Genomic DNA, 22,195 nt, shown 5'->3' on the forward strand with positions numbered 1-22,195 from the left:
CCTAGTAGGGCCCCCGCAATGCTAAGCGCGGCAGGGCGGTGGTTTGCCGCGCTTCCGACTGCCGTAAAGCTTCTCCTTATTCTCAGCGCGGCCCTGCTCCCGATCGGGATCGGGCTTTTCTGGGCTGCCAACCAAGGCATCGGCGACGCGAACGCGATCCTGCGCAGCCGAGCGCAGGAGCAGTCGCGGCTCGCCGCGCGATCCGTGGAAAGCCTCGTCGCGCGCAATGCCATGGCCCTTCGGATCGCCGCCAATGGTGAGCTGACGGGCCCCGACCCCTGCCAAAGGGTCCAACGCTCGCTAAGCATTACGCCGGCCGTGGCGCGGCGGTTCGAGCTCGAACGCCCCGACGGCACCCCGATTTGCGAGGTCGGAGAGGTTCCGGACACGAGCGAACTCAACATGGTCGCGCCGGGTGACATCGCGCTCGGCATCTCCCCCGACTCTAAATCCCTCACGTTCCGGGTAGGCCTGAGCGACGGAATGGCCACAGGCAGCCTGTCAGAGCAGGACCTCCGTGCGGCGGCCATCGAAACCGGCGCTGTCGTAAGCGCCCTAATCGTCCGCGAAGGCGACCGTGCGCTCACCATTATCGCCCCGGATGCAGGCGACGCAGCCGATCCACCTGTCGAGACGCGCGAGTGGGCGATCGGAAACGGCCGGCTGAAGGTACTCGTCTCCACCCACGTCCCGGGCATCACGACCGGCGACCGCGTCATGCTCATGCTCCCGTTCCTGATGTGGTTGATTGCCGCTTTGATCACCTGGGTGCTGGTGACTCGGCTACTCATCCGGCCGCTGCGCCAGCTGCAGCGCGCCGTCGGCAGTTACGAGCCCGGCGGGAACGGTCTCCAGCTGCCGAGCAAACTCGGACCGTCGACCGAGATTCAGGACCTGCGTGACTCCTTCCAAAAGGCCGTGACGCGAGTGGAGGAGTCCGAACGCGAGATGGCGGGCGCGCTTGACGGGCAGAGGCGGCTGGTCCGCGAGGTCCATCACCGAGTGAAGAACAATCTCCAGGTGGTCGCGTCGCTGATCAACATCCACGGCCGTAACGCCGAGAGTGCCCATGCGCGCGCCGCCTACGGGTCGATCAGCCGCCGCGTTGGCGCACTCGCGATCGTCCACCGCAACCACTTCGCGGAGATGGAGGAGAATCGGGGGATCTCCCTTCGCCCGCTGATTTCGGAGCTCGCGGCGGAGCTGCGCGCGACGGCGCCGGAATCGGCCCGATCGTTACGCATCGACCTGGACCTTGAAGGTGCAAACACCACCCAGGACGTTGCCGTGTCGGTGGCCTTCCTGGTCACCGAGATCGTAGAATTCGCAATGTTGAGGACACCGGAGGACCCGGTCGAAATCTCGCTTCGGAGAACGAGCGAGCTGACGGCCCGACTGACGCTCAACAGCAAAGTCCTCAACCCCGACGAAGAGGGCGATCGCGAGAAGGTTCAGTTCGAAAGGATCATTTCCGGCCTGGCGAAACAGCTCCGGTCTAGTCTTGAGCGGAAACTTGGCCGCTACAGCGTCGAATTGCCGGTTTTCCCTCCGCGCGACCTCTAGTTAGGTCGTTACGGTCACGACGAAAAAATTGTCGAAATGTCCGGAACCGTAGACGGGCATGGCCGTTTTGCTCTTCGGATAGTGACCTTTTGCCCCCCCGCTCTCGCTATCCGATTAAATGGGCCCGGAACCGCCAACCCTCCCCCCCCCCGGTGGCGCTTCCGGGCCCTCATTTTCTTCAGAGCCTGAATCAGCCTTGGGAGCGGTCGCTTCCTTGCGTCCCCGACGCCAGTGCGTGAGGCGGATGGCGAGGATGGCCAGCTCGTACAGCGAATAGAGCGGCACAAGCAGCAGAAGCATCGAAACGGCATCCGGCGGAGTAAGCACGGCCGAGACCGCCGCGCATCCCACGATGGCGTAGCGGCGCGACTTGGTGAGCTGCTCGAGAGTAATCAGCCCGGCACGCTCCAGCACCATCAGCAGAATGGGCGTCAGGAACGCGACGCCGAAGCCGAACAGGAAGCGCGTGCAGAAGTTCAGGTAATTGCCAACGCCGGGAAGTGCTTCGCGCTGGATGCCTCCGACGTCGCCCTGGAAGCTAAGCAAGAAATGCAGCGCCCACGGCATTGCGACGAAATAAGCGAAGGACGCGCCGCCGACGAAGAAGACGGGCGTCAGCACCAGGAAGGGCAAGAGCGCCTTCTTCTCCTTGGCGTAGAGCCCGGGCGCGACGAACTTCCAGACCTGGATTGCGAAGAAGGGGAAGCCGACCATCAGCGCCGCAAAAAGAGCGACTTTCACCTCGGCAAAAAAGGCTTCGAAGATGTCGGTGTAGATGATCTTGCCCTGCCCCGCGGCGATCAGCGGCTGCACGAGGATTGCGAAGATCGTCTTGGCGTAGGCCAGACAGCCGAAGAAAAGCACGACGAGCACGCCGAGCGAATAGAGCAGGCGCTTCCTCAGCTCGATCAGATGCTCGATCAGCGGCGCCTTGGTGTCGTCGATGTCCCTCACGGAAGCTCCCTCTTCTCGGGAGTGTTTTCAGTTTCCGGCGGCGTGGAGGGCGGATTCAGCGGGTCTGGCACGCCCGGAGCGCTGTCGAGCGGCAGGTCCGGCTGCTTCGCATGGGCAGCCTCCGCCCTCTGTCCCTCAAGAAGCGCCGGATAGTCGCGCATGATGCGCTCATTCTCCTCGCGCCACTTCTTCTCCATCTCTGCGAGTTCGGCCTCGCGGATCATCGCATCGATGCCGGACTGGAAATGGCGAGCCATCCCGCGAACCTGACCGACAAAGCGGCCGAGGGTGCGCAGGGCGTTGGGCAGGTCCTTGGGGCCGATGAAGATCAGCGCCAGGACGGCGACAAGAAGAAGCTCGCTGGTGTCGACGCCGAACATGCCGGGCGTCCCGCCTGAATTTAGCCGTTGGTGCGGTCGTCTCCGGCGGGCGGCACGGAGTCGGTGGAACGGCGTGGCTCCGGAGTCACGTCGATCGGGCGGTCCTCGTTGCGCGGAAGCGGGCGCGGGTCCTGGCGACGCTGCTCCTCATAGCGACGCATCTTGTCGTCCTCGTCGTCCGCCATGCCCTGCTTGAAGCTTTTCAGGCCTTTGGCGACGTCGCCCATCATGTTGGAGAAGCGGTTGCCGCCGAACAACAGCAGCAGGATGATCGCGAAGATCAGGATATGCCAGAAACTGAAACCGCCCATCGAATGAAACTCCTTTGGCGGGCCTTCTAGTCCTCCTCTTCGTCGCTTTCCAGTTGGAGTTGCCCGAGAGCCTCAAAGACGGTTTCGTCGAGCGGATCGAGCAATCCGGCGGCCTTCAGGTCGTCGATCCCCGGAAGGTCGCGGCGCGAGCCCAGGCCGAAGTGCTTCAGGAAGTCATTGGTCGTCGCGTAGAGCAGCGGCCGGCCGGGCGTTTCACGGCGCCCGGCGGTGCGGACCCATCCCGCTTCCATCAGCACGTCGAGCGTGCCCTTGGAGATCTGGACGCCGCGGATGGCCTCGATCTCTGCCCGCGAGACGGGCTCGTGATAGGCGACGATCGCCAGCGTTTCCGTAGCCGCGCGTGACAGGCGACGGGGCTCCTCACGGGTACGCCGCAGCAAATGCGCGAGATCCGGCGCGGTCTGGAAGTGCCACTTCCCGCCGCGCTCGACGAGCTCGATCCCGCGACCGGTGTAGATTTCGGTCAGGGTGCGCAGAGCCACGTCGACGTCGCCCTCACCCGCATGCAGCCCGATCTCATCGGGCGTCAGGGGTTCGGCCGAGGCGAAGATCGTGGCCTCTACGGCGCGAACGAACTCGTCCATCAGGCGGCGCGGAGTTGAAGCGGAGCGAAAGGCTCGTCCTGCCTGATGTCGAGCCTGCCCCTGCGGGCGAGTTCCAAAGCCGCCACGAAGCTGGACGCGAGCGCCGAGCGCCGGAACGCGGGATCGTCACCAGCAGGAAGGAAGGCTTCGATCTCCATCCAGTCGATGGCCATGCCGATCATCTTGCTGACCCGCTCGATCGCATCGTCCAGCGTCATCACGTGGCGCGTATGAATCACGTGCATCGCCGGCTGCGTCCGCGCCTTCACGAAACCGTAGGCCGAGAACAGATCAAACGGCGTGACCTGCCACGCCGACTTGCGCACGAGCCGCAGTCCCTCCGGCGCGCCGCGCACGAACACGTCGCGGCCGATGCGGTCGCGGCCGAGCAAACGCGCACCAGCCTCGCGCATCGCGTCGAGCCGCTGCAGGCGCATCTGCAGGCGCAGCGCGACTTCTTCGGGGCTCGGGTCCTGCTCAGGGTCCTTCGGCAGCAGCAGGCAGGACTTCAGGTAGGCCAGCCAGGCGGCCATCACGAGATAGTCGGCCGCGATCTCCAGCTTCAGCGCACGGGCGCCGGCGATATAGTCGGTGTATTGGTCGACGAGCTGCAGGATGGAAATCTGCGCGAGGTCGACCTTCTGGGCGCGCGCGAGGTTGAGCAGCAGATCGAGCGGGCCTTCCCACCCGTCCAGGTTCAGCGTCAGCTCTTCCGAACCCGCCGAGAAATCGAGCGCATTCCCCTCCACGGCTCGAAGACTAACCGCAAGTTCCTGTCATGCGAAGGGAAAAGCCCAGAGTCCTGTGGATAAGTTCCCGACTCAGGCGAGCGCCAGCAGAGCGTCCCGCTTCTCGACCGCAGCCGCGAAATCCTCGCCGTCCTGCGGCGTGAAGGTCAACGCCATCGCGCGGGCGAGCCTCCCCTCCGCTTCCGGCGAGAGCGACGGAACCGCGCCGGCGACCAGCACCATGTTCTCCATCTTGCCGTCGCAGTGGAGCGCGACGTCGCATCCTGCCGCCACGCAGGCCGCCGCGCGCTGCCCGTGATCGCCGGCAAGCGCTTCCATGCCAATATCGTCGCTCATCAGGAAGCCGTCGAAGCCGATGCGCTGGCGGATGATGTCGTGAATGACGATGGGCGATTGCGACGCGGGCCGCTCCGGATCCCACTGCTTGTAGAGCAAGTGACTGGTCATCCCCATCGCAGCGCCGCGAAGCCGCTCGAACGGCTCGAGATCGACGGCGAGCTCTTCCTCGCCTGCATCCACAACCGGAAGCTCGTGGTGGCTGTCGACCAGTGCGCGCCCGTGTCCCGGAATGTGCTTGATGACGCCGAGCACGCCCGCCGAATGGAGGCCGTCGAGGATCGCCTTGCCCAGCGCCGCGACCTGCATCGGCTCCGATCCCAGTGCTCGATCACCGACGATGTCGGTCGCTCCGGGCTGACGAACGTCGAGCATCGGTAGACAGTCCACGTTGACCCCGACCTCGTCGAGCATCAGCGCGAGCGCTCGCGCGTTCACCCGCGCCGCTTCGATCGCGCTCGATGGTGCCACCTGATAGAGCCGGTCGAACGCCTCGCCGCAGGGGAACGTGGGCCATTCCGGCGGACGCAGGCGCGCGACCCGTCCGCCTTCCTGGTCGATGAGGATCGGAAGGTCGGGCCGTCCGCTGATCTCGCGCAGCCCGTCCGTGAGCCGCCGAAGCTGCGCCCGGTCTTCGCAATTGCGCCTGAAGAGGATGTATCCGGCCGGGTCGGCATCGCCGAAGAAGTCGCGCTCTCCCGGCTTCAGCTCCGTCCCTTCCAGCCCGTAGATCGCCGCCTGCATCAGTTGGCCACGAAGCAATTCTCGCCCGCGACCTTGAGCGTCTGGCACACCGTCTTCGCATCGGCCGGGGATGCCGCCGCGCCACGCAGGCGGATCCCGCCGGAAAAGGGGATGACCATCTTGTTCATGGCAGCGACTGACGGGAAGCGCGCGGAAAGCGCGGACCAGGCCCGCTCCGCCTGCGCCTTGTTGGCAAATGCGCCGAGCTGGACCACGCTGCCCTTGCCGCCCGTGGGAGCGGCCTCGGCTTCCGGCTCCGCGGCTTTTGCCGGCTTGGCGGGTTCTGCAACTGCGGGCTCCGGCTTCGGGGCGGATTTCGGCGCGGCGACCGGCTCTTCCGGCGCCTTGCTGAGATCGAGCTGCGCGTCCGTGTCCTGCCCCGCGCTCGTTTCGAACGCGGTTTCGCTTTCGCCGGCAACGTCGAGTCCGCCGGGATCGACCGGCCGGACCTTATAGGGACCAGGCTCCGCACGGATGATCTCGGGAGCGACACCCGTGTCGACGGCATTCTGCCGCCCGAGCCAGAAGAAGGTCGCTGAAACTAACGCTGCGGCGAGGAGAACGACGAGCAACGCGGCGAGCATGCGCCGTGCCGGGAGACCCTTGGGGCCGTCCTCGTCATCGACTGCCTCCAGCCACGGCAGCTGTTCGTCATATGCCGACCGGCTGTCGCTCATTTCCGCTGCCCTTCCGCGCCCCCGCCAAATCGACGACCACGCAGCTCTGCTTGATCGCCCTCATGCGCTGGCAAAGCACTTCGGAGTGGGCCTGTGAAGTGGTTCCGATCTGGAGCCAGTAATAAACCTTGCCGCTCCTGCCCGGCAGGTCGGTGACGACGGCGGGAAGCTGCTTGATCGCGGGTGACAGCTGGGCCAGCCGCGTCCAGGCTTCCTTGCCCTTCTCGAGGGTGGAGTAGGCGCCAACGCGGACCATCCGACCCGACACGTCCTTGGACTCCCATGGACTGGCATATCTCAGGCCGCCCTTGTCCTCCTCTGGTTTTGCCGTCGACGGCTTCGGTTTGGCAGCAACGGCATGCGAGCGGTGAACCGCGACAGCCGCGGCTTGCCGGGCGCGCCTCAGAGGCGGCGCTTCGATCGCGACTTCCTTTTGCTCCGGCAACGCAACCTCGGGGGACGGCGCAGGCGCAACCTGCGGCATGACCGGTTCAGGCTGCAGCAGCACGGGCTCCGACGGCAGGGAGGCCGGGGGCAGCTCGACGCGAGCGTTCGGCGCCTCGACGGCCTTCTGCCGCAGCGCCCCACTCATTCCGAGCCAGAAGGAAAGCGCGGCAATCAGTGCGACAGCGCTAGCGGCGAGGAACGGAACGACCCAGCTGGACGACCGCTTCGGACGCCGCTTGATCTCGTCGGTCAGCCAGGGAAGCCGGTCGGCGTCCGCAGCCGTCGAAATATTCGGCATGACTTCAACGCATCTCCTCGGTCGCGGCGACCCCCATGAGCGCCAGACCGCTCCGGATTATCTGCCCGATGCCGAGCGCGAGTTCCAGTCGCGCGCGCGAAAGTTGCGGATTATTTTCAACGAGAAAGCGACGATTTGGATCGTCGTTGCCGCGATGCCACAACGCGTGGAACGCCGCGGCCAGATCGTAGAGGTAAAAGGCGATCCGGTGCGGCTCGTGCGTGGTCGCCGCGGACTCAACCGTGCGCGGGTATTGCGCGGCCAGTTTCACCAGCGCCAATTCCTCGTCGTCCAAGAGATCGAGGTCGACCGGATCGTCAAAGCTGACGCCGGCATCCGCCGCCTTGCGCTTCAGGGAGCTGATCCGGGCGTGCGCGTACTGCACGTAGAAGACGGGATTGTCTTTCGATGCTTCGACCACCTTCGCAAAGTCGAAGTCGAGCATCGTGTCGGCGCGCTTGGTGAGCATCATGAAGCGCACCACGTCCTTGCCGACTTCGCGGACGACGTCGGCCAGCGTGACGAAGGATCCCGAGCGCTTCGACATCTTCACCGGCTCGCCGGCGCGGAACAGGCGCACCATCTGGACGAGCTTCACGTCAAGATCGACCTTGCCGTCGGTCAGCGCAGTCACCGCCGCCTGCACGCGCTTGACGGTGCCGGCGTGGTCGGCGCCCCAGATGTTGACGAGATGGTCCGCGGGCTCGGCCTTCTGCAGGTGATAAGCTGCGTCGGCGCCGAAGTAGGTCCAGCTGCCATCCGACTTCTTCATCGGCCGGTCCTGGTCGTCGCCGAACTGCGTCGAGCGGAACAGCGTCAGCTCCACCGGCTCCCACTCGTCGTGCGGGTCGAGGCTCTTCGGCCGTTCGAGCGCTCCCTGGTAGACTAGCCCCTTCGCCTTGAGCACTTCCATCGTCCGCTCGACGGCGCCCGACTTCTGCAGCTCCGCCTCGGAAGCGAACTTGTCGTGATGAATGCCGAGCAGGCCGAGATCGTGGCGGATGAGCTCGATCATTGCCGCGACGGCGCGGGTGCGGAACGTCTCGAGCCAAGCCTCTTCGGGCTGGCCGACATATTGATCGCCGAACTCCGCAGCCAGCGCGGTCGCGACCGGGATCAGATAATCGCCGGGGTAGAGTCCTTCCGGGATCTCGCCGATGTCCTCGCCGAGCGCCTCGCGGTACCTGAGGTGCAGCGAGCGGGCGAGTGTATCGACCTGGCCGCCCGCGTCGTTGACGTAATATTCCTTGGTGACCCGGTAGCCCGCCGCTTCGAGCACGCGCGCAAGAGCATCGCCCACCACGGCACCGCGGCAATGGCCCATGTGCAGCGGACCAGTCGGGTTCGCCGAGACATATTCGACGTTGACGCGCTCTGCCTTGCCGGCGTTCGACGTGCCGTAGCTTTCACCCTCGTTGAGGATGGTGCGGAGTTCGTTACGCCATGCGTCGGGCGACAGGCGGAGGTTGATGAACCCCGGACCCGCAACCTCGACCGCCGTGACTCCAGGCAAGGCCTCCAGCTTCGGAGCGATCAGCGCCGCAAGCGCTCGCGGGTTCGTGCCGGCGGGCTTGGCGAGCACCATCGCGGCGTTGGTCGCGAGGTCACCGTGCGACGCATCGCGCGGGGGCTCGACCGCAACCGCGCGGCGATTGAAATCGGCCGGCAGATCGCCACTGGATTGGAGGTCGTCCAGCACTCCGTCGAGGAGCGCGGAGTAACGCGCGTAGATGCTCATTTCTTCTCGCGAATGTCGGGAGACGCGGCCTCTAGCGCAGCAGTGCCGGTCCGTCACCTGTCGCCGCGGTGGTAAATGAAAAGTGAATAGAATGTTAACATCGCGGGATGGCGGGCGTAAAAGCCCCCTCGTCGACGAGTCGACGCGTTCGACACAGCGCGGAGGCTCCCCTTGATGTGACGAGGGAAGCGCTAACCCATTCGCCCAAAGCGGCTTCCAGAATCGCATCGATCGTTTACGGGGCCCGCCGCCCTTTCGCGACACCGGGGGCGGGCGGGTCCCAACCCGTTGCGGGGTCCGCGTCTTACGAGCGACGCGAGGCGCGGGCCCCACCCTGGGACAGAAATGTCCCGTTTTAGCACAGGCTGTTAACAGCGATTATCGAGAATCTGCTTAAGGTTAACTAAAGATAAGGGCCCAACTTCAACGTATTGCGCTAGATCAAACTCGTGACGAATCACCGCGCTCGGAGGGTGCGCGATGGCTCGCTGCCTTGGGAAAGGACGCGCCATGAAATCCGCTCTGTTAACCGTAATTGCCGCCAGCACCGCGCTAGCGTTCGCAACGCCCGCTTCGGCTGCTGTCCTCATCGCAGATGGTATCACCTACGACCTGTCGCTGGACTCAATCACCAACGGGGGCCTGACGGGCAACTTCACTCTGGCCATCAGCGGCATCAACAGCGCTTCTGATACCGAGGGTGGCCGTACAGGCATCAACGCCTTTGCGTTTAATGACCCGCACGTCGGGACCGCCGTGTCTGGGTCGAGCGCTGGCTTCAACTTCATGACCGGGGGGTTGAACAGCACCGGCTGCGACGGAAGCGGCAACTTCTACTGCTTCGACAACCCCAGCATCCCGCCAATCCCAGCCGCCCTGCTCGGCGACTCGCTGAGCATCATGTTCAGCGTGACCTCGAACACGGTCGGGAGCTGGGACGCTTACGAGACGGCCTTCAAGATTGATTGGGTCGGCAGCCAGAACAACTACGACCTCGTGTCGAAGGCAATCCCGGTCAACGGCGCGATTCCTGAGCCGGCAACCTGGGCGATGATGATCATCGGCTTCGGCGCTGCTGGATACAGCATTCGCCGCCGCCGCAAGGCGCTCCTGACCCAGGTCGCCTAGCAGTCCAGGAAAGAGCGGCTGCTCGGGCCGTTCACAATGGCAGTCCATGAACCAAAGACCCGCTTCCTCCCCTAGTGGGAGGGAGCGGGTCCTGTTGCGGGACCCCCGGCTCTTACGCGACACCGGAGCTGGCGGGTCCCACCCAAGCCATTGAGAAGCCTTATGGGGTCCGGCTCTTGATGAGCGACGCGAGGGACGGACCCCACCCATGCCGCTTCAGAAGCGGTCGGGAAGGTCCACCCGCCCGATAAGCTCTTCGTGGCGCGCGGCAGCGAACCGGTCCGTCATTCCAGCAATGAAATCGCCGATGATGCGGAGCCGCTCGGTTTCGTCGGCGCCGCCGCGCCAGTCTTCCGGCAGCTTCCCCGGATTCGCCCGATACACTTCAAAAAGGTTGGCCACAACGCGCTGCGCTTCGACGCGGACGGGCACGAGTTCCGGTGCATTATAGAGCCGGGCATAAAGGAAGTGCTTCAGCTCCCTCTCCTCTTCGGCGAGTTCCGCCGAGAAGCCCGCAAGCTGCTCGCCGGCAGCACGAACCTCATCGCTCGTCGCCACGCCCGCTGCAGCGACCCGCAATTCCGTCTCGGTGAGGACGTCACCCACCATCGTCCCGATCATGTCCCGCACCAGGGCGCGGAGCCTTCTGTCGTTCGGAATGCCGGGATGGCGCCGCTCGATGTCCTCCCAGTGGCGCTTGACGATGGGCACCTCGATCAGCTCGTCGAGGTTTAGCAAGCCCGCGCGCATGCCGTCGTCGATATCGTGATTGTCGTAGGCGATGTCGTCCGCGACGGCCGCGACCTGCGCCTCCAGCGACGGCCAGCTACCGAGTTCAAAGTCGAAGGAATGATTGGCCGCAGCAAGCGCCCATGAAGGCGCGGCGATCGGCCCGTTGTGCTTGGCCAGCCCCTCGAGCGCTTCCCACGTCAGGTTGAGGCCGTCGAATCCCGGATAAGGCGTCTCCAGCTTGGTAACGAGGCGAATGCTGTGGGCGTTGTGGTCGAAGCCGCCGGCACTCGCCATTGCCGCCTGAAGGGCGTCCTCACCTGCATGACCGAACGGCGGATGACCAAGGTCGTGGGCAAGACACAGCGCTTCCGTCAGATCCTCGTTCAGCCCGAGAGCGCGGGCGATCGTCCTTCCGATCTGCGCGACTTCGATGCTGTGGGTTAGGCGGACGCGGTAATGGTCCCCGTCGGGAGCGACGAAGACCTGCGTCTTATGGCGGAGGCGGCGAAAAGCGACGGAATGGATGATCCGGTCGCGGTCGCGCTGAAAGATGTCGCGAGGACCGCGAGGTCCCCCGTCCGCTTCCGGATGGGCCCTGCCGCGCGATTTCGATGGTTGCGCGGCGAGGTCCGGAAGAAGGGTCATTCGGCGGGCAATTTCCTGATCGTTTGGCCGGGTCGGCTGGTCCACGTAAAGGCGTCGATCCGCACCGACGCAAGATCGTCGGCGAAAATATTCGCGTCGCTGCTGTTGCGGAACGGGCCCACCAGGAGGCGCGCCTTCCCACCTTCCTCGACGACATAGCCATTGATCCCCTCGAATAGCTCGTGGTCGCGGGACTTCATACGCTCGAACTGCTCCGGCATCGCCGCTGCGTTCGTGCCGCTCGCGAGCTGGAGCCAGAGCTTGCTTGTCGTGTACGTGGCTGACCCCGTCGCCGCCTTGGGCTGCGGGATGCTCGTCGTCAGAGAGGCGACCTGCGTGGTTGCCGGCGCCGGAGGCGGGGCAAGGATCGGTGTCGGCGCAGTGACGGTCGCTGCGGTCGAGTTGCCCTGGGAAAGCCATTGCTGGATCGAACTCATGCGGTCTTCCTTGGCAGCAGGCGCCGCGGGCGAAGCTGAGTAGGATGTCACAACGGACGCCACCGAAACGGACGGGAGCGAGGATCCATTGCTCGGGAAGATACCGAGGTTGCACGCGGCGACCTTCTGATCGGAACGCAGCGTCGGCAACTTCTGGAAAAAGTAGGCCATTTCGCGCGACGATCCGGGCATTGCCGCCTCGATCGCCGATCGCGCGCCGGATACGTCGCCGGTCAGCGCAAGGACGAATGCGCGAACCCGCGCGCCGGCAGCATCGCCGCGAGCCATTAGCGGACTCAGCAGCGATAGCGCTTCAGTCTTGTTCCCAGTGATTGCCAGGCTGAGGGCGAGACGCCGCCGTGCCTCGTCCCTATCCGGGCCCAACAAGGCAGCGCGATAGTCTGCCTGAGCCTGTGCATGCTGGCCCAACAGATCGTAGGCGAGACCGCGGTCGGCGCCGATCATCGACTGGGTTGCGCCGCGTTGCGTGGCCGCGCGGAAGAATTGGAGGGCCTGCGAGCCCTCGCCGCTCTGCGCCATGGCTGCGCCCATGCCGGCTTGCGGCAACGGACTGGTCGACCAGACCTCGTCCGCGCGACCGAAGAAACCGACGGCTGCCTGCGTGTCGCCCATGGCGAGCGCAGCACGACCGGCGGCGATCAACGCCTGGAAGTTCTTCGGATCCTCGCCGAGGATCTTCACGTTGCGAGTCAGTGCGTCCGCGGGGCTTTCCGCGTACGTCATTTGCGCAACAGCTTGCGATGGCAGCGCTAACGCGCACCCAAGAAACGCCAAATTCAGCGCGGCTACGCGCGCGTGAATGCACAGACCTTTTGCCATGGACCTCCCCATGACAGACGTGAGCTTGCTCAAAGGTTTCGCGCCAGTGGATTAACGGCGAGCCGTGGCGAGCGCTCGTTAAGGCGCCCGTCACGTCAACGATCCTTGTCGTTACTGATTGTTCTGCCGGTTGAGGAAGCGCGGAATGTCGATCGGCTCGCGGCGGAAGCCGGGAGTCGCATCCTCATCGCTGACCTGCGCCTGGGCGGCGCCGCGAGCGATGTTCGACATGCGCTCGAACAGAGTGCCGGTCTCACGAACCTTCGGCTTCTCCTCGGTCGGAGTCGCTTCGATCGTGGTCTCGTCTTCGTCCGTGGGCGGAGCGATCGGAGCCGAGCCGACCGGCGCGGTCAGGACATCGTCGCTGTCGAGCAGCAGTTCGTCGCCAGCCTCGTCCGTCAGCTCGAGCGTCTCGTCGTCGTCGCTTTCCGTTTCGTCGATGACGGGAGCCGGCGCGGCCGGAGCGGTTGCGACCGGGGCAGTTGTCGCGCGCGGGAAGGCGAACACCTTGCCCGGCTGCGGCTGCGCAACGGCTTCCGCCTCGATCCCCGTGGCGACCACGGACACGCGGATGCGGCCGTCGAGGTCGTTGTTGAACGCAGAACCCCAGATGATGTTCGCGTCCGGATCGACCAGTTCCTTGATGTGGCTGGCGGCCTCGTCGACCTCCATGAGGCGCATGTCCTCGCCGCCCGTGATCGAAATGATGACGCCCTTGGCGCCCTTCATCGAAACGCCGTCGAGCAGGGGGTTCGAGATCGCCTTTTCGGCGGCTTCGATGGCGCGATTGTCGCCCGACGCTTCGCCGGTGCCCATCATCGCCTTGCCCATCTCGCCCATCACCGAGCGGACGTCGGCGAAGTCGAGGTTGATGAGGCCCGGCATAACCATCAGGTCCGTGATTCCGCGAACGCCCTGCTGGAGGACTTCGTCGGCCATCTCGAACGCTTCCTTGAAGGTCGTTTCCGAGTTGGCCAAGCGGAACAGGTTCTGGTTCGGGATGACGATCAAAGTGTCGACGTGCTGCTGTAACTCCTCGATGCCGGTGTCGGCAGAACGGCCACGACGAGCGCCTTCGAAGGCGAACGGCTTGGTCACGACGCCGACCGTCAGGATGCCGCGGTCGCGAGCAGCCTTGGCGATCACGGGAGCCGCGCCCGTGCCCGTACCGCCGCCCATGCCGGCGGCGATGAAGCACATGTGCGAACCTTCGAGGGCGCGCTCGATATCCTCGATCGTTTCCTCGGCTGCGGCGCGGCCGATCTCGGGCCGAGAACCTGCGCCAAGCCCCTGCGTGATCTTGAGGCCCAGCTGGATGCGCCGGTCGGCTGCGGAGGCGTTGAGGGCCTGCGCGTCGGTGTTCGCGACGACGAAGTCGACGCCCTGCACGTCGGCGCGCATCATATTGGCGACAGCGTTTCCGCCAGCACCGCCCACGCCGATTACGCTGATCCGGGGACGAAGCTCGTCAACCTCGGGCCGAATGAAATCGATGCTCATGGACCTTAAACCCCCTCAAGCGCCGCTAGCGCGTTGAACCACCACCACGAATCTTCTGAATCATCGCGAGTCGCCTGCCAAGCGAAAAAGTTAACAACCGCCGAAAAAAGTGTCGATTCCGTGGCTTGAAAGACTCAATCGCGTTGCGGTTGTTCCTCTCCCAGGGCGACCTGTTCGATTTTGGGGACCCCCACGGCCCACCAAGCTGCGCCGAATGCCGCGATCGCTGCGGTCAGGACGAACGCGCTGTTGTAGCCGGCGCGTTGCACCACAATACCGGTGATGATCGGCCCGATGATGCCTGAAAGGTTGCCGATCGCATTCTGCACTCCCACCCAGGTGCCGGACGCGCGAGGACCGGCGAACATCTGGGCGACCGCGTAGAGATTCAGCGAAAGGGACCCGGATGCTGCTCCCGCGAGGCACAGCAAGATGCCGATCGTCACTGCGTCATGCGCGAAGGCCAGGCCGAGGATCGCTCCAGCCGCAAGCAATTGGCTCGCAACCATCATCCAGCGCCGGCACACGGCCTCGGACCGGCCGGAGCGCGTCCACCAGTCCGAAAAGTGACCGTAGCCGAGGGCACATGCCGCCTGCACGGCGTAGCCGAGCGTCGCGAGCATGGTCATCTCGCCGATCGAGAAGCCGCGCGATTTCGTTAGGAACAAGGGTAGCCAAGCGAGGAGGAAGTAGAAGCAGTAGTTGCCCAAAGCGTGGACGATCGACATCGACCACAGCGGCCACTTTCTCATCAGGAAGCCCAGCGAAACGCGATCATCTGCCTGAGTTTCAGTCACCGTCGGCAGCGACCGAACCGTCTGACGCCATGGCCACAGCCAGATCAGAGTCACGATCCCGAAGACGATGAAGATCATTCGCCAGCCCGAGTGGGCGAGAATCAGTCCGCCAGCGAGGGTCCCGGCGGCGGGCCCCAGCGCCAGGCCCGCAGCGATCGCTGCATTGGCGATACCGCGCCGTCCCGGTGGGACCTGCTGTGAGATAATCTTGGAGCTTCCGGGGAAGGAAATGCTCTCGCCGACCCCGAGCATGATCCGCAGAACGAGCAGCGACGCGAAGCCGCCGACGAGACCGATTAACAGCGTACTTCCCGCCCACAGCAGGATGCCGAGCGCCATCAGTCTGTAGACTGAGAAGCGATCGCACAGCCAACCCGCGAAGAGTTGTACCGGCGCGTAGACCCAGAAGAAAGCGGAGAAGGCGACGCCGTACGCCTCATCGCTGAGACCCAGATCCGACTTCATCAAGGGCGACGCAATGCCGATCGCCCCCCGATCGACGTAGTTCAGGAACATCGCCGCACCGAGCAGGAAGACGAGCGCACCCGAAGCGCCGCGCCTCGCACCGATTGCCGTCATGGTTGCCCACTCCCCCGCCTGCCTGCAAACGTCCCACTGCGCGACGGGGGGAGCATGCCACTCCAGCCCAGGAGAGCAATTGCTAATTCCGTGCTTCTGGCGCGCCTGCTAGGCGCGTCCAAGGAACATGAAGCTTGCTGCGCCCGCGAGGCACACGAAAGCGCCGGCGTAGCGCCAGCCGATCGGCTCCTTCAGCACAACCGCCGCGAACACGGCGAACACAGCAAGTGTGATGACTTCCTGCGCGATCTTGAGCTGGCTTGCGGTGAAGCCGTGCGCATAGCCCAGCCGGTTCGCCGGGACGGCAAAGCAATACTCGACCAAGGCCAATCCCCATCCCACGAGGATGGCCGTGATCATCGGCCACTGCGGGAACTTGAGATGGCCGTACCAGGCCAGCGTCATGAAGATGTTCGAGATGATGAGGAGCGCTATGGTCTGCATTGCGGAACGCCTTATCGCCGTGCGCCCATCGGTTCCACCGGCGAGGCGATCCTTCGGACCTAAGACAGATTCTGCCGCTCAAGTCTCAGGGGCAGCGGCCGCGTGAGGCGGCGGAGCGGGACGACATTCGTCTCGACAAATTCCTCTGGCTCGGAATCCCACGTCTGAACCACGTCGTAGGATCGCTTGAGGATGGCACGCCGACCGCGCCTCAATGACACCACTGTCTCCGTGGCCGCATTGTCGTTCTCTGCATGGAAGGTGCGGTCCACGACAATGAACCGGTCATCCTCACTGTACACCACCATCCTATAAGCAGGCATTTGCGCGAAACCCCAAGACACCGAGCCATACAAATGGAGCAGCGCGCAAAAGGCTCCCGCCGGCCACCGCGAGTGTCCGCTTTCGACCCAATCCTGCCATCACACGAGCATCTGTTGAGCGACGACGATGCTTCGCTATCCTCCCTGCGAGGGAGTGCACGCGTGCAGGTTAAGTCCTTCTCTTGGGTCGGCGTTTCGACTTCCGACTTCGGACGTAGCCTTCGGTTCTATCGCGACGTTCTCGGGCTTGAAGTCTGGGTCGCCGGGGACGAACAGGCAATCCTGAAGACTGCCTCCGGGCACCAGCTCGAAATCTTCGGAAGGGACGAGCGAGAAAAGCAGCTGACGTCGTCGCCGGTAGTTGCATTCGAGGTGGATGACCTGGAAACGGCTCGTGAGGAACTCAGGCTCGCCGGAATCGAGCTGATCGGGGAAATTGGCCGATGGAACGGCTTTGCGTGGCAGTATTTTCGCAGCCCCGACGGCCACATCTTCGAACTCAAGTCATCGCCACGTTAGTGTCGGCCCTCCACCCAAAGCAGAAACCTAGACCGGACGGCTAAATCCCGCCCTTCATCGCGGCGAAGAGGCGGCCGAACATGCCGGTCGCCGGCTTCTTCTGCGTGATCTTGCCGAGCGCGAGGTCGCGGATGTCGCCGCTGCGGGACGACGCCAGCATGGCGAGGCCGACCAGGGTTGAGAAGGCCGGTCCGCTGTGCGCGTCCGGAAGGCCTGTGATCTGCTTCGGCCGCCCGACGCGGACGGAGCGGCCCAACACGCCCTGCATGTAGTCTGCAATGTTCTTCAGCTCCGCGCCGCCGCCGGTCAGGACCACCTGGCGTCCGACCGGACCGGTGAAGCCGAGGCTCTTGAGCGCTTCCTCGATCTTTGCGGTCAGTTCCTCGACGCGCTGGCGGATGACGGTCATCAGCTGGGCGCGCGTGATGCGCAGCGGCTCGGCGGCCTCTTCCGATCCGATTTGCCGCGCCTCGATCATCTCATGATTGTCGCGCGGGCTGGTCATGGCCGAGCCGTAGAAGCACTTCAGCCGTTCGGCATCGCGGCGCTGCACGCCGAACGCGCAGGCGATGTCGTCGGTGATATCCTTCGCGCCGAGCGGGATCGAGCGCAGCCCGAGGAGCATGCCCCCCGCGTGAAGCGAGACGTTGGTGACTTCGGCGCCCAGCTCGATGAGCGCAACGCCGAGATCGCGCTCATCCTCGCTGAGGCACGCCAGCGCGGCGGCGACGGGCGATCCGACGATCGCTTTCACGCCGAGGTGCGCCGAGCGGATGACGTAGTCGACGTTGCGGAGCGGAGCGGGGTCGGCTGCAACAACGTGAATATCGACGCCAAGGCGATCCGCATGAAGCCCGATCGGGTTCTTCACGCCCTCAACGCCGTCGATCGTGTAAAGCGCCGGGTGCGCGTGAAGCACGACCTGGCCGTTGCGGTCGATCGCATTGCGGCCACCGAGGAGCAGCTCGTCGACGTCGGATTGCTCTACCTGATGGCCGCCAAGCTCGACCTCGACGTTGGCGAGGTTGCTGCTGAGCCCGCCGGCACCGAAGCTCGCCCACACGTCCTCGATCGTCAGGCCCGACATTCGTTCGGCGAGCTCGACCGCTTCGCGGACGCTGTGCTCGCTCGCCTCCATGTCGGTGATGTAGCCGCGCTTGACGCCGCGGCTTTCGCGCTGCCCGGTGCCGAGCACCTGCAGGCGGCCGTCGTCGGTCAGCGAGCAGATCAGCGCCCCGACCTTCGAGGAGCCGATATCGAGTGCTGCAATCAGGGGCTGGTCAGCCGGAGAAGCCACGGTTCGAAGTCAGCCCTCGGCTGGTTGTTGCAGGGTGGGCGAAAGGTCGATCGGCTCGCCCGGCGAACGGGGCAAGCGAACGATCATCTTGCCGGGAATGCGAAGGTCGAAGCGAACGAGGCCGCGGCCGAGAAGTCCTGTCGAACGATCCATCTTGGCGAAACGCGCGAGTGCGTCACTCGCTGCCTTCTCGCCTTCGGGAAGCGCGACGGTTTCGCCGGACTGGAAGCTGAGGTCCCAGCGGCGCCCACCAACCCAAGTCGCGGACGCCAGTTGCGCCTGCATGGTTGGTGCAGCGGCTAGGATCGCCTTGAGCTCGCTGGCGCGCGAGTTCGCCCCCGGCCCAATAACCAGCGGCAGGTCGGGCATCTTGTCGACGGGCACGCGATCGAGGACGACGCCGTCGCCGTCGATGAGGGCGAGGCGCTGCCGGTCCTGCCACAGCGCCGAAGGAATGCGCTCGACGATATCGATGACGAGTGTGTCAGGCAGGCGGCGCGACACGCGGGCGTCCTTGACCCATCCGAAGCGCATCAGGCGGTCGCGGATCCGCGCGACATTGACGAGCGGCTGGGCGGGCTTCGCCACGCCTGCGGCGGCCGCCGCAAGCCGAAGCTCGTCGAGCACCACTGCGTCGACTAGCTTGCGGTCCATGTGCTTCAAACCGACGATCTGATAGCCGTCGACACGGAATCCCGCGCTGCCCACCGCCTCGCCTGCAGACAGAGCGGCCTTGGCGGGCAGATCGAGGGCGATCGCCGCAGCACCCGCCATGAGCACCAGGAAACCGGTGAAGGCGAAAGCCGCGAGCTTGTTGGCGCGCGCATTGGCGACGGAAATCTTCTTCGCGCCCTTCTGCGAAGAAGGCTTGCGCTTCGATTTGGCCCCCCGCGTCGCCATCAGGTCACCTTTTCTCGCTCGAGCGCTTCGTGGATCAAGCGCTCGACCAGCTCACCGTAGCTGATGCCCCGCACTTTCGCCTGCTCTGGCACAAGGCTCAAGGGGGTCATTCCGGGTTGAGTGTTGACTTCCAACAGAAAAATGCCGGCTTCGCCCTGCTCGTCGTCCCAGCGGAAGTCGGACCGCGACGCTCCGCGGCAGCCGAGCAGGCGATGCGCTTCGGCGGCCATGTCCATCATCGCCTTGGCAATGTCGTCCGGAACCTGTGCCGGGCAGACGTGCGTCGTGAGGCCGTCGGTATATTTCGCGTCGTAATCGTAGAAACCGGCCTTCGGCTGCAGCTCCGTGACCGCGAGCGGTTCGTCGTTCAACACGGCGACTGTCAGCTCGCGGCCCTTGATGAAGGGCTCGGCGAGCAGGCGGTCGAAATGCTTCCACGGCCCCTCGACGTCGCGGCCGATCGGGTTCCCGTAATTGCCGTCCGCGGTGACGATGGCGACGCCCACGGACGAGCCCTCGTTCACGGGCTTCACCACGTAGGGTCGCGCGATCGGATCCTCGCGATGCAAACTTTCACTCGTTACAACCTTTCCTGCCGGCATGCGAACGCCGTGCGGGACGAGGACCATCTTGGTCAGTTCCTTGTCGATGGCGATCACCGACGTTTCGAGGCCGCTGTGCGTGTACGGGATCTGCATCAGGTCCAGCATACCCTGAACCGTGCCGTCCTCGCCCGGTGTGCCGTGCAAGGCATTGAAGACGACATCCGGCCGGATCCCCGTCAGCACCTGGGCCACGTTACGGTCCATGTCGACTTCAGTGACGTTCGACCAGCCGCGCTCGCGCAACGCAGCGGCGACGCCGCGGCCACTGGTCAGCGACACCTCGCGCTCGGAAGACCAGCCGCCCATCAGGACGACGACGTTCAAATCCCTGTTCATTCCCTGCCGATCCGCTGGATTTCCCATTCAAGGGTGATGCCGGAGCTTTCCAACACGCGGCGGCGGACTTCCTCGCCCAGCGCCTCAATGTCGGCGCTGGTGGCGCTACCGAGATTGAGCAGGAAGTTGCAATGCTTTTCGGACACTTGGGCGTCGCCCATCGTCAGCCCGCGGCAGCCCGCCGCGTCGACGAGCACCCATGCCTTGTGACCGGGCGGGTTCTTGAACGTCGAACCGCCCGTGCGGCTGCGCAGGGGCTGCGACTCCTCGCGGGCGCGGGCGATCGCGTCCATCTCTGAGCCGATTGCTTCGGGATGGCCCGGAGTGCCGCGGAAGGTCGCTTCGACGACTGTGGCGCCCGGAGGCACTTCGCTATGGCGATAGGTGTAGCCGAGCTTGTCGAGCGGCCAGGTCTCGACCGTGCCGTCGCGCAGGACGACGCGCGCTTCGACGAGAATGTCCTGCACTTCCCGCCCATAGGCCCCGCCGTTCATTCGGACGAAGCCGCCGACGGTACCAGGGATGCCGCGCAGGAACTCCAGACCGGCAATGCCGGCATCGCGAGCGGTCGAGGAAACGAGAATGCCACTGGCGCCGCCGCCGCAGCGGAGCGTCACGTCGTCGACCTTATCGATTTTGGCGAATGCCTTTCCGAGGCGAACGACGACACCTGGCACGCCACCATCGCGGACGATCATGTTGGAGCCTAGGCCGAGCGCCATCACGGGGACATCGGGATCGAGCTCGCGCAGGAAGGTGACGAGATCTTCCTCATCCTTCGGCTCGAACAGCCATTGCGCGGCGCCGCCGCTCTTGAACCAGACCAGCGGGGCAAGCGGAGCGCTTTCGGTGAGCTTGCCACGGACATGCGGCAGGGCGGCGACGCTCACTTGCTCGCCCTCGCCTCGCTCAGGCAATCGCCTAGCGACGCAGCCCACTTGGTGATGTCGCCCGCACCCATGCAGATGACAAGATCACCGGGCGCCGCCAGGTCACGAAGCGCGCCGCAAAGATCGTCGAGGTCAGCGACTGTGCGAACCATGCGATGTCCGTGGGCCCGCAAACCCTCCACCAGCGCTTCGGAATCCACGCCCTCGATCGGCTGCTCGCCCGCCGCGTAAACAGGGGTCACGAAGACCACGTCCGCGTCGTTGAACGCGTTCTGGAAGTCTTCCATCAGATCATTGAGGCGCGTGTAGCGATGCGGCTGCATCACCGCGATCACCCGCTCGTCAGCGCTCTCGCGAGCCGCCGAAAGCACGGCGCGAATTTCCACCGGATGGTGCGCGTAATCGTCGATGATCGGCACGCCGTCGACCTCGCCGACCTTGGTGAAGCGCCGCTTCACGCCGTCGAAGCGCGCGAAGCCTTCGCGGATTTGCTCCTCGCTGATACCGAGTTCCAGCGCGACGGCGATTGCGGCGAGCGCATTCTGCACGTTGTGCCGCCCAGGCATGGGGACAGTGATGTCCTCGATCGTGCGGCGAGAGCCGTCACGTTCCAGGATCACCGCGTCGAAAATACTCCCGCCCGGTCCGCCGGTGGCATTGTCGGCGCGCAGGTCTGCCAGCGCGGAGAAGCCGTAGGTCAAGATGCGGCGGTCGCGGATGCGGCCGATGATGTTCTGCACTTCCGGATGGTCGATACACATCACCGCGAGGCCGTAGAACGGGACGTTCTCGATGAACTCGCAGTAGGCCCTCTTGACCTCCTCGAAGCCGCCGTAATGCTCGAGATGCTCCGGATCGATGTTTGTGACGACTGCGATCGTCCCATCGAGACGAAGGAAGCTGCCGTCGCTCTCGTCGGCTTCGACGACCATCCAGTCGCTCTTGCCGAGACGCGCGTTCGATCCGTAGCGATTGATGATCCCGCCGTTGATGACGGTGGGATCGAGCCCGCCGGCGTCGAGCATTGCGGCGATCATCGACGTCGTCGTCGTCTTCCCGTGCGTACCGGCGACCGCGATGGTCTTCTGCATGCGCATCAGCTCGGCCAGCATTTCCGCACGGCGGACGATGGGCAGTCGGCGCTCGACCGCTGCTTCGACTTCCGGATTGCCGCGGCTGACGGCGGACGAGATCACGATGACCGCGGCATCGCCCAGGTTCTCGGCCTTTTGGCCAATCATGATGGGGATGCCGAGCTTGCGAAGCCCCTCGACGATATAGCCTTCGGAAATGTCGGAGCCCTGCACCTTGTACCCGAGTTGGTGCATGACCTCGGCAATTCCAGACATGCCGATGCCGCCGATCCCGACGAAATGGATCGTGCCGATGTCCGTGCCCAAAGCCTTCATTTTTGAAGGCGT

At 64.8% G+C, this 22,195-nt stretch carries 22 protein-coding genes; 3 read left to right on the forward strand and 19 right to left on the reverse strand.

Annotated elements, in window-relative coordinates; genetic code table 11:
• The first annotated feature begins 18 nt into the window (after positions 1–18).
• Entirely contained in the window at positions 19–1,563 is a 1,545-nt protein-coding gene (locus tag LZ016_RS08980) for a sensor histidine kinase (protein WP_241447035.1), read from the forward strand.
• A 114-nt stretch (positions 1,564–1,677) separates the two neighbouring features.
• Here the strand turns inward: LZ016_RS08980 and tatC are convergent, their stop codons facing one another.
• The 9 genes from tatC to argS all read right to left on the reverse strand — a co-directional run bounded on the left by tatC (position 1,678) and on the right by argS (position 8,802).
• Complete coding sequence (gene tatC, locus LZ016_RS08985) at positions 1,678–2,517, reverse strand: twin-arginine translocase subunit TatC (protein ID WP_241447036.1); 840 nt, start codon at positions 2,515–2,517, stop codon at positions 1,678–1,680.
• Positions 2,514–2,897: a Sec-independent protein translocase protein TatB gene (gene tatB / locus LZ016_RS08990; protein WP_241447037.1), complete on the reverse strand. Its 384-nt coding sequence runs from the start codon at positions 2,895–2,897 to the stop codon at positions 2,514–2,516. Before tatB ends, tatC begins: the two co-directional genes overlap by 4 nt.
• 20 nt (positions 2,898–2,917) lie before the next feature.
• On the reverse strand, positions 2,918–3,208 hold the full coding sequence (locus LZ016_RS08995; protein WP_241447038.1) for a twin-arginine translocase TatA/TatE family subunit: 291 nt from the start codon (positions 3,206–3,208) through the stop codon (positions 2,918–2,920).
• Between the two features lie 26 nt (positions 3,209–3,234).
• The gene (scpB, locus tag LZ016_RS09000) at positions 3,235–3,813 is read right to left on the reverse strand and encodes an SMC-Scp complex subunit ScpB (protein WP_241447039.1); all 579 of its coding nucleotides are present in this window, start codon (positions 3,811–3,813) and stop codon (positions 3,235–3,237) included.
• Positions 3,813–4,562, reverse strand: coding sequence for a segregation and condensation protein A (locus LZ016_RS09005; protein WP_241447040.1), 750 nt, complete (start codon positions 4,560–4,562; stop codon positions 3,813–3,815). Before LZ016_RS09005 ends, scpB begins: the two co-directional genes overlap by 1 nt.
• 72 nt (positions 4,563–4,634) lie before the next feature.
• The gene (gene nagZ / locus LZ016_RS09010; RefSeq protein ID WP_241447504.1) at positions 4,635–5,642 is read right to left on the reverse strand and encodes a beta-N-acetylhexosaminidase; all 1,008 of its coding nucleotides are present in this window, start codon (positions 5,640–5,642) and stop codon (positions 4,635–4,637) included.
• The gene (locus LZ016_RS09015; protein WP_241447041.1) at positions 5,642–6,319 is read right to left on the reverse strand and encodes an SPOR domain-containing protein; all 678 of its coding nucleotides are present in this window, start codon (positions 6,317–6,319) and stop codon (positions 5,642–5,644) included. Before LZ016_RS09015 ends, nagZ begins: the two co-directional genes overlap by 1 nt.
• The gene (locus LZ016_RS09020) at positions 6,294–7,064 is read right to left on the reverse strand and encodes a hypothetical protein (RefSeq protein ID WP_241447042.1); all 771 of its coding nucleotides are present in this window, start codon (positions 7,062–7,064) and stop codon (positions 6,294–6,296) included. The genes LZ016_RS09015 and LZ016_RS09020 overlap by 26 nt, the downstream gene beginning before the upstream one ends.
• 4 nt (positions 7,065–7,068) lie before the next feature.
• Positions 7,069–8,802 carry an arginine--tRNA ligase gene (argS, locus tag LZ016_RS09025; protein WP_241447043.1) on the reverse strand — a complete coding sequence of 578 codons (1,734 nt, stop codon included), beginning with the start codon at positions 8,800–8,802 and terminating at the stop codon, positions 7,069–7,071.
• Between the two features lie 510 nt (positions 8,803–9,312).
• On the opposite strand from argS, the gene LZ016_RS09030 reads away from it, so the two are divergent.
• Positions 9,313–9,930, forward strand: a complete 618-nt coding sequence (locus LZ016_RS09030; RefSeq protein WP_241447044.1) for a PEPxxWA-CTERM sorting domain-containing protein — start codon at positions 9,313–9,315, stop codon at positions 9,928–9,930.
• A gap of 216 nt (positions 9,931–10,146) precedes the next feature.
• Here the strand turns inward: LZ016_RS09030 and LZ016_RS09035 are convergent, their stop codons facing one another.
• The 5 genes from LZ016_RS09035 to LZ016_RS09055 form a co-directional block, all read right to left on the reverse strand.
• On the reverse strand, positions 10,147–11,307 hold the full coding sequence (locus LZ016_RS09035; RefSeq protein ID WP_241447045.1) for a deoxyguanosinetriphosphate triphosphohydrolase: 1,161 nt from the start codon (positions 11,305–11,307) through the stop codon (positions 10,147–10,149).
• Positions 11,304–12,488, reverse strand: a complete 1,185-nt coding sequence (locus tag LZ016_RS09040) for a tetratricopeptide repeat protein (RefSeq protein WP_241447046.1) — start codon at positions 12,486–12,488, stop codon at positions 11,304–11,306. Before LZ016_RS09040 ends, LZ016_RS09035 begins: the two co-directional genes overlap by 4 nt.
• A 207-nt stretch (positions 12,489–12,695) precedes the next feature.
• Complete coding sequence (gene ftsZ, locus LZ016_RS09045) at positions 12,696–14,084, reverse strand: cell division protein FtsZ (protein WP_241447047.1); 1,389 nt, start codon at positions 14,082–14,084, stop codon at positions 12,696–12,698.
• Positions 14,085–14,218: 134 nt separating this feature from the next.
• Complete coding sequence (locus LZ016_RS09050) at positions 14,219–15,460, reverse strand: MFS transporter (protein WP_241447048.1); 1,242 nt, start codon at positions 15,458–15,460, stop codon at positions 14,219–14,221.
• A 108-nt stretch (positions 15,461–15,568) separates the two neighbouring features.
• A complete protein-coding gene (locus LZ016_RS09055; RefSeq protein WP_241447049.1) occupies positions 15,569–15,904 on the reverse strand; it encodes a DMT family protein in 336 nt (111 codons plus the stop codon).
• Positions 15,905–16,389: 485 nt separating this feature from the next.
• Here LZ016_RS09055 and LZ016_RS09060 point away from each other — a divergent pair, with 485 nt between their 5' ends.
• Entirely contained in the window at positions 16,390–16,746 is a 357-nt protein-coding gene (locus LZ016_RS09060) for a VOC family protein (RefSeq protein WP_241447050.1), read from the forward strand.
• Between the two features lie 40 nt (positions 16,747–16,786).
• On the opposite strand, the gene ftsA is transcribed toward LZ016_RS09060, so the two are convergent.
• From ftsA to murC, 5 genes are read right to left on the reverse strand one after another with little or no spacing between them, the layout of a single operon-like run.
• Entirely contained in the window at positions 16,787–18,043 is a 1,257-nt protein-coding gene (gene ftsA / locus LZ016_RS09065) for a cell division protein FtsA (protein ID WP_241447051.1), read from the reverse strand.
• 9 nt (positions 18,044–18,052) lie between these two features.
• Positions 18,053–18,943 carry a cell division protein FtsQ/DivIB gene (locus tag LZ016_RS09070; RefSeq protein ID WP_241447052.1) on the reverse strand — a complete coding sequence of 297 codons (891 nt, stop codon included), beginning with the start codon at positions 18,941–18,943 and terminating at the stop codon, positions 18,053–18,055.
• A complete protein-coding gene (locus tag LZ016_RS09075) occupies positions 18,943–19,884 on the reverse strand; it encodes a D-alanine--D-alanine ligase (protein WP_241447053.1) in 942 nt (313 codons plus the stop codon). The genes LZ016_RS09070 and LZ016_RS09075 overlap by 1 nt, the downstream gene beginning before the upstream one ends.
• Entirely contained in the window at positions 19,881–20,774 is an 894-nt protein-coding gene (murB, locus tag LZ016_RS09080) for a UDP-N-acetylmuramate dehydrogenase (protein ID WP_241447054.1), read from the reverse strand. Before murB ends, LZ016_RS09075 begins: the two co-directional genes overlap by 4 nt.
• Positions 20,771–22,183, reverse strand: a complete 1,413-nt coding sequence (gene murC / locus LZ016_RS09085; protein WP_241447055.1) for a UDP-N-acetylmuramate--L-alanine ligase — start codon at positions 22,181–22,183, stop codon at positions 20,771–20,773. Before murC ends, murB begins: the two co-directional genes overlap by 4 nt.
• Positions 22,184–22,195 lie beyond the last annotated feature (12 nt).

It is taken from the genome of Sphingomonas telluris, assembly GCF_022568775.1.
Taxonomy (GTDB): domain Bacteria; phylum Pseudomonadota; class Alphaproteobacteria; order Sphingomonadales; family Sphingomonadaceae; genus Sphingomicrobium; species Sphingomicrobium telluris.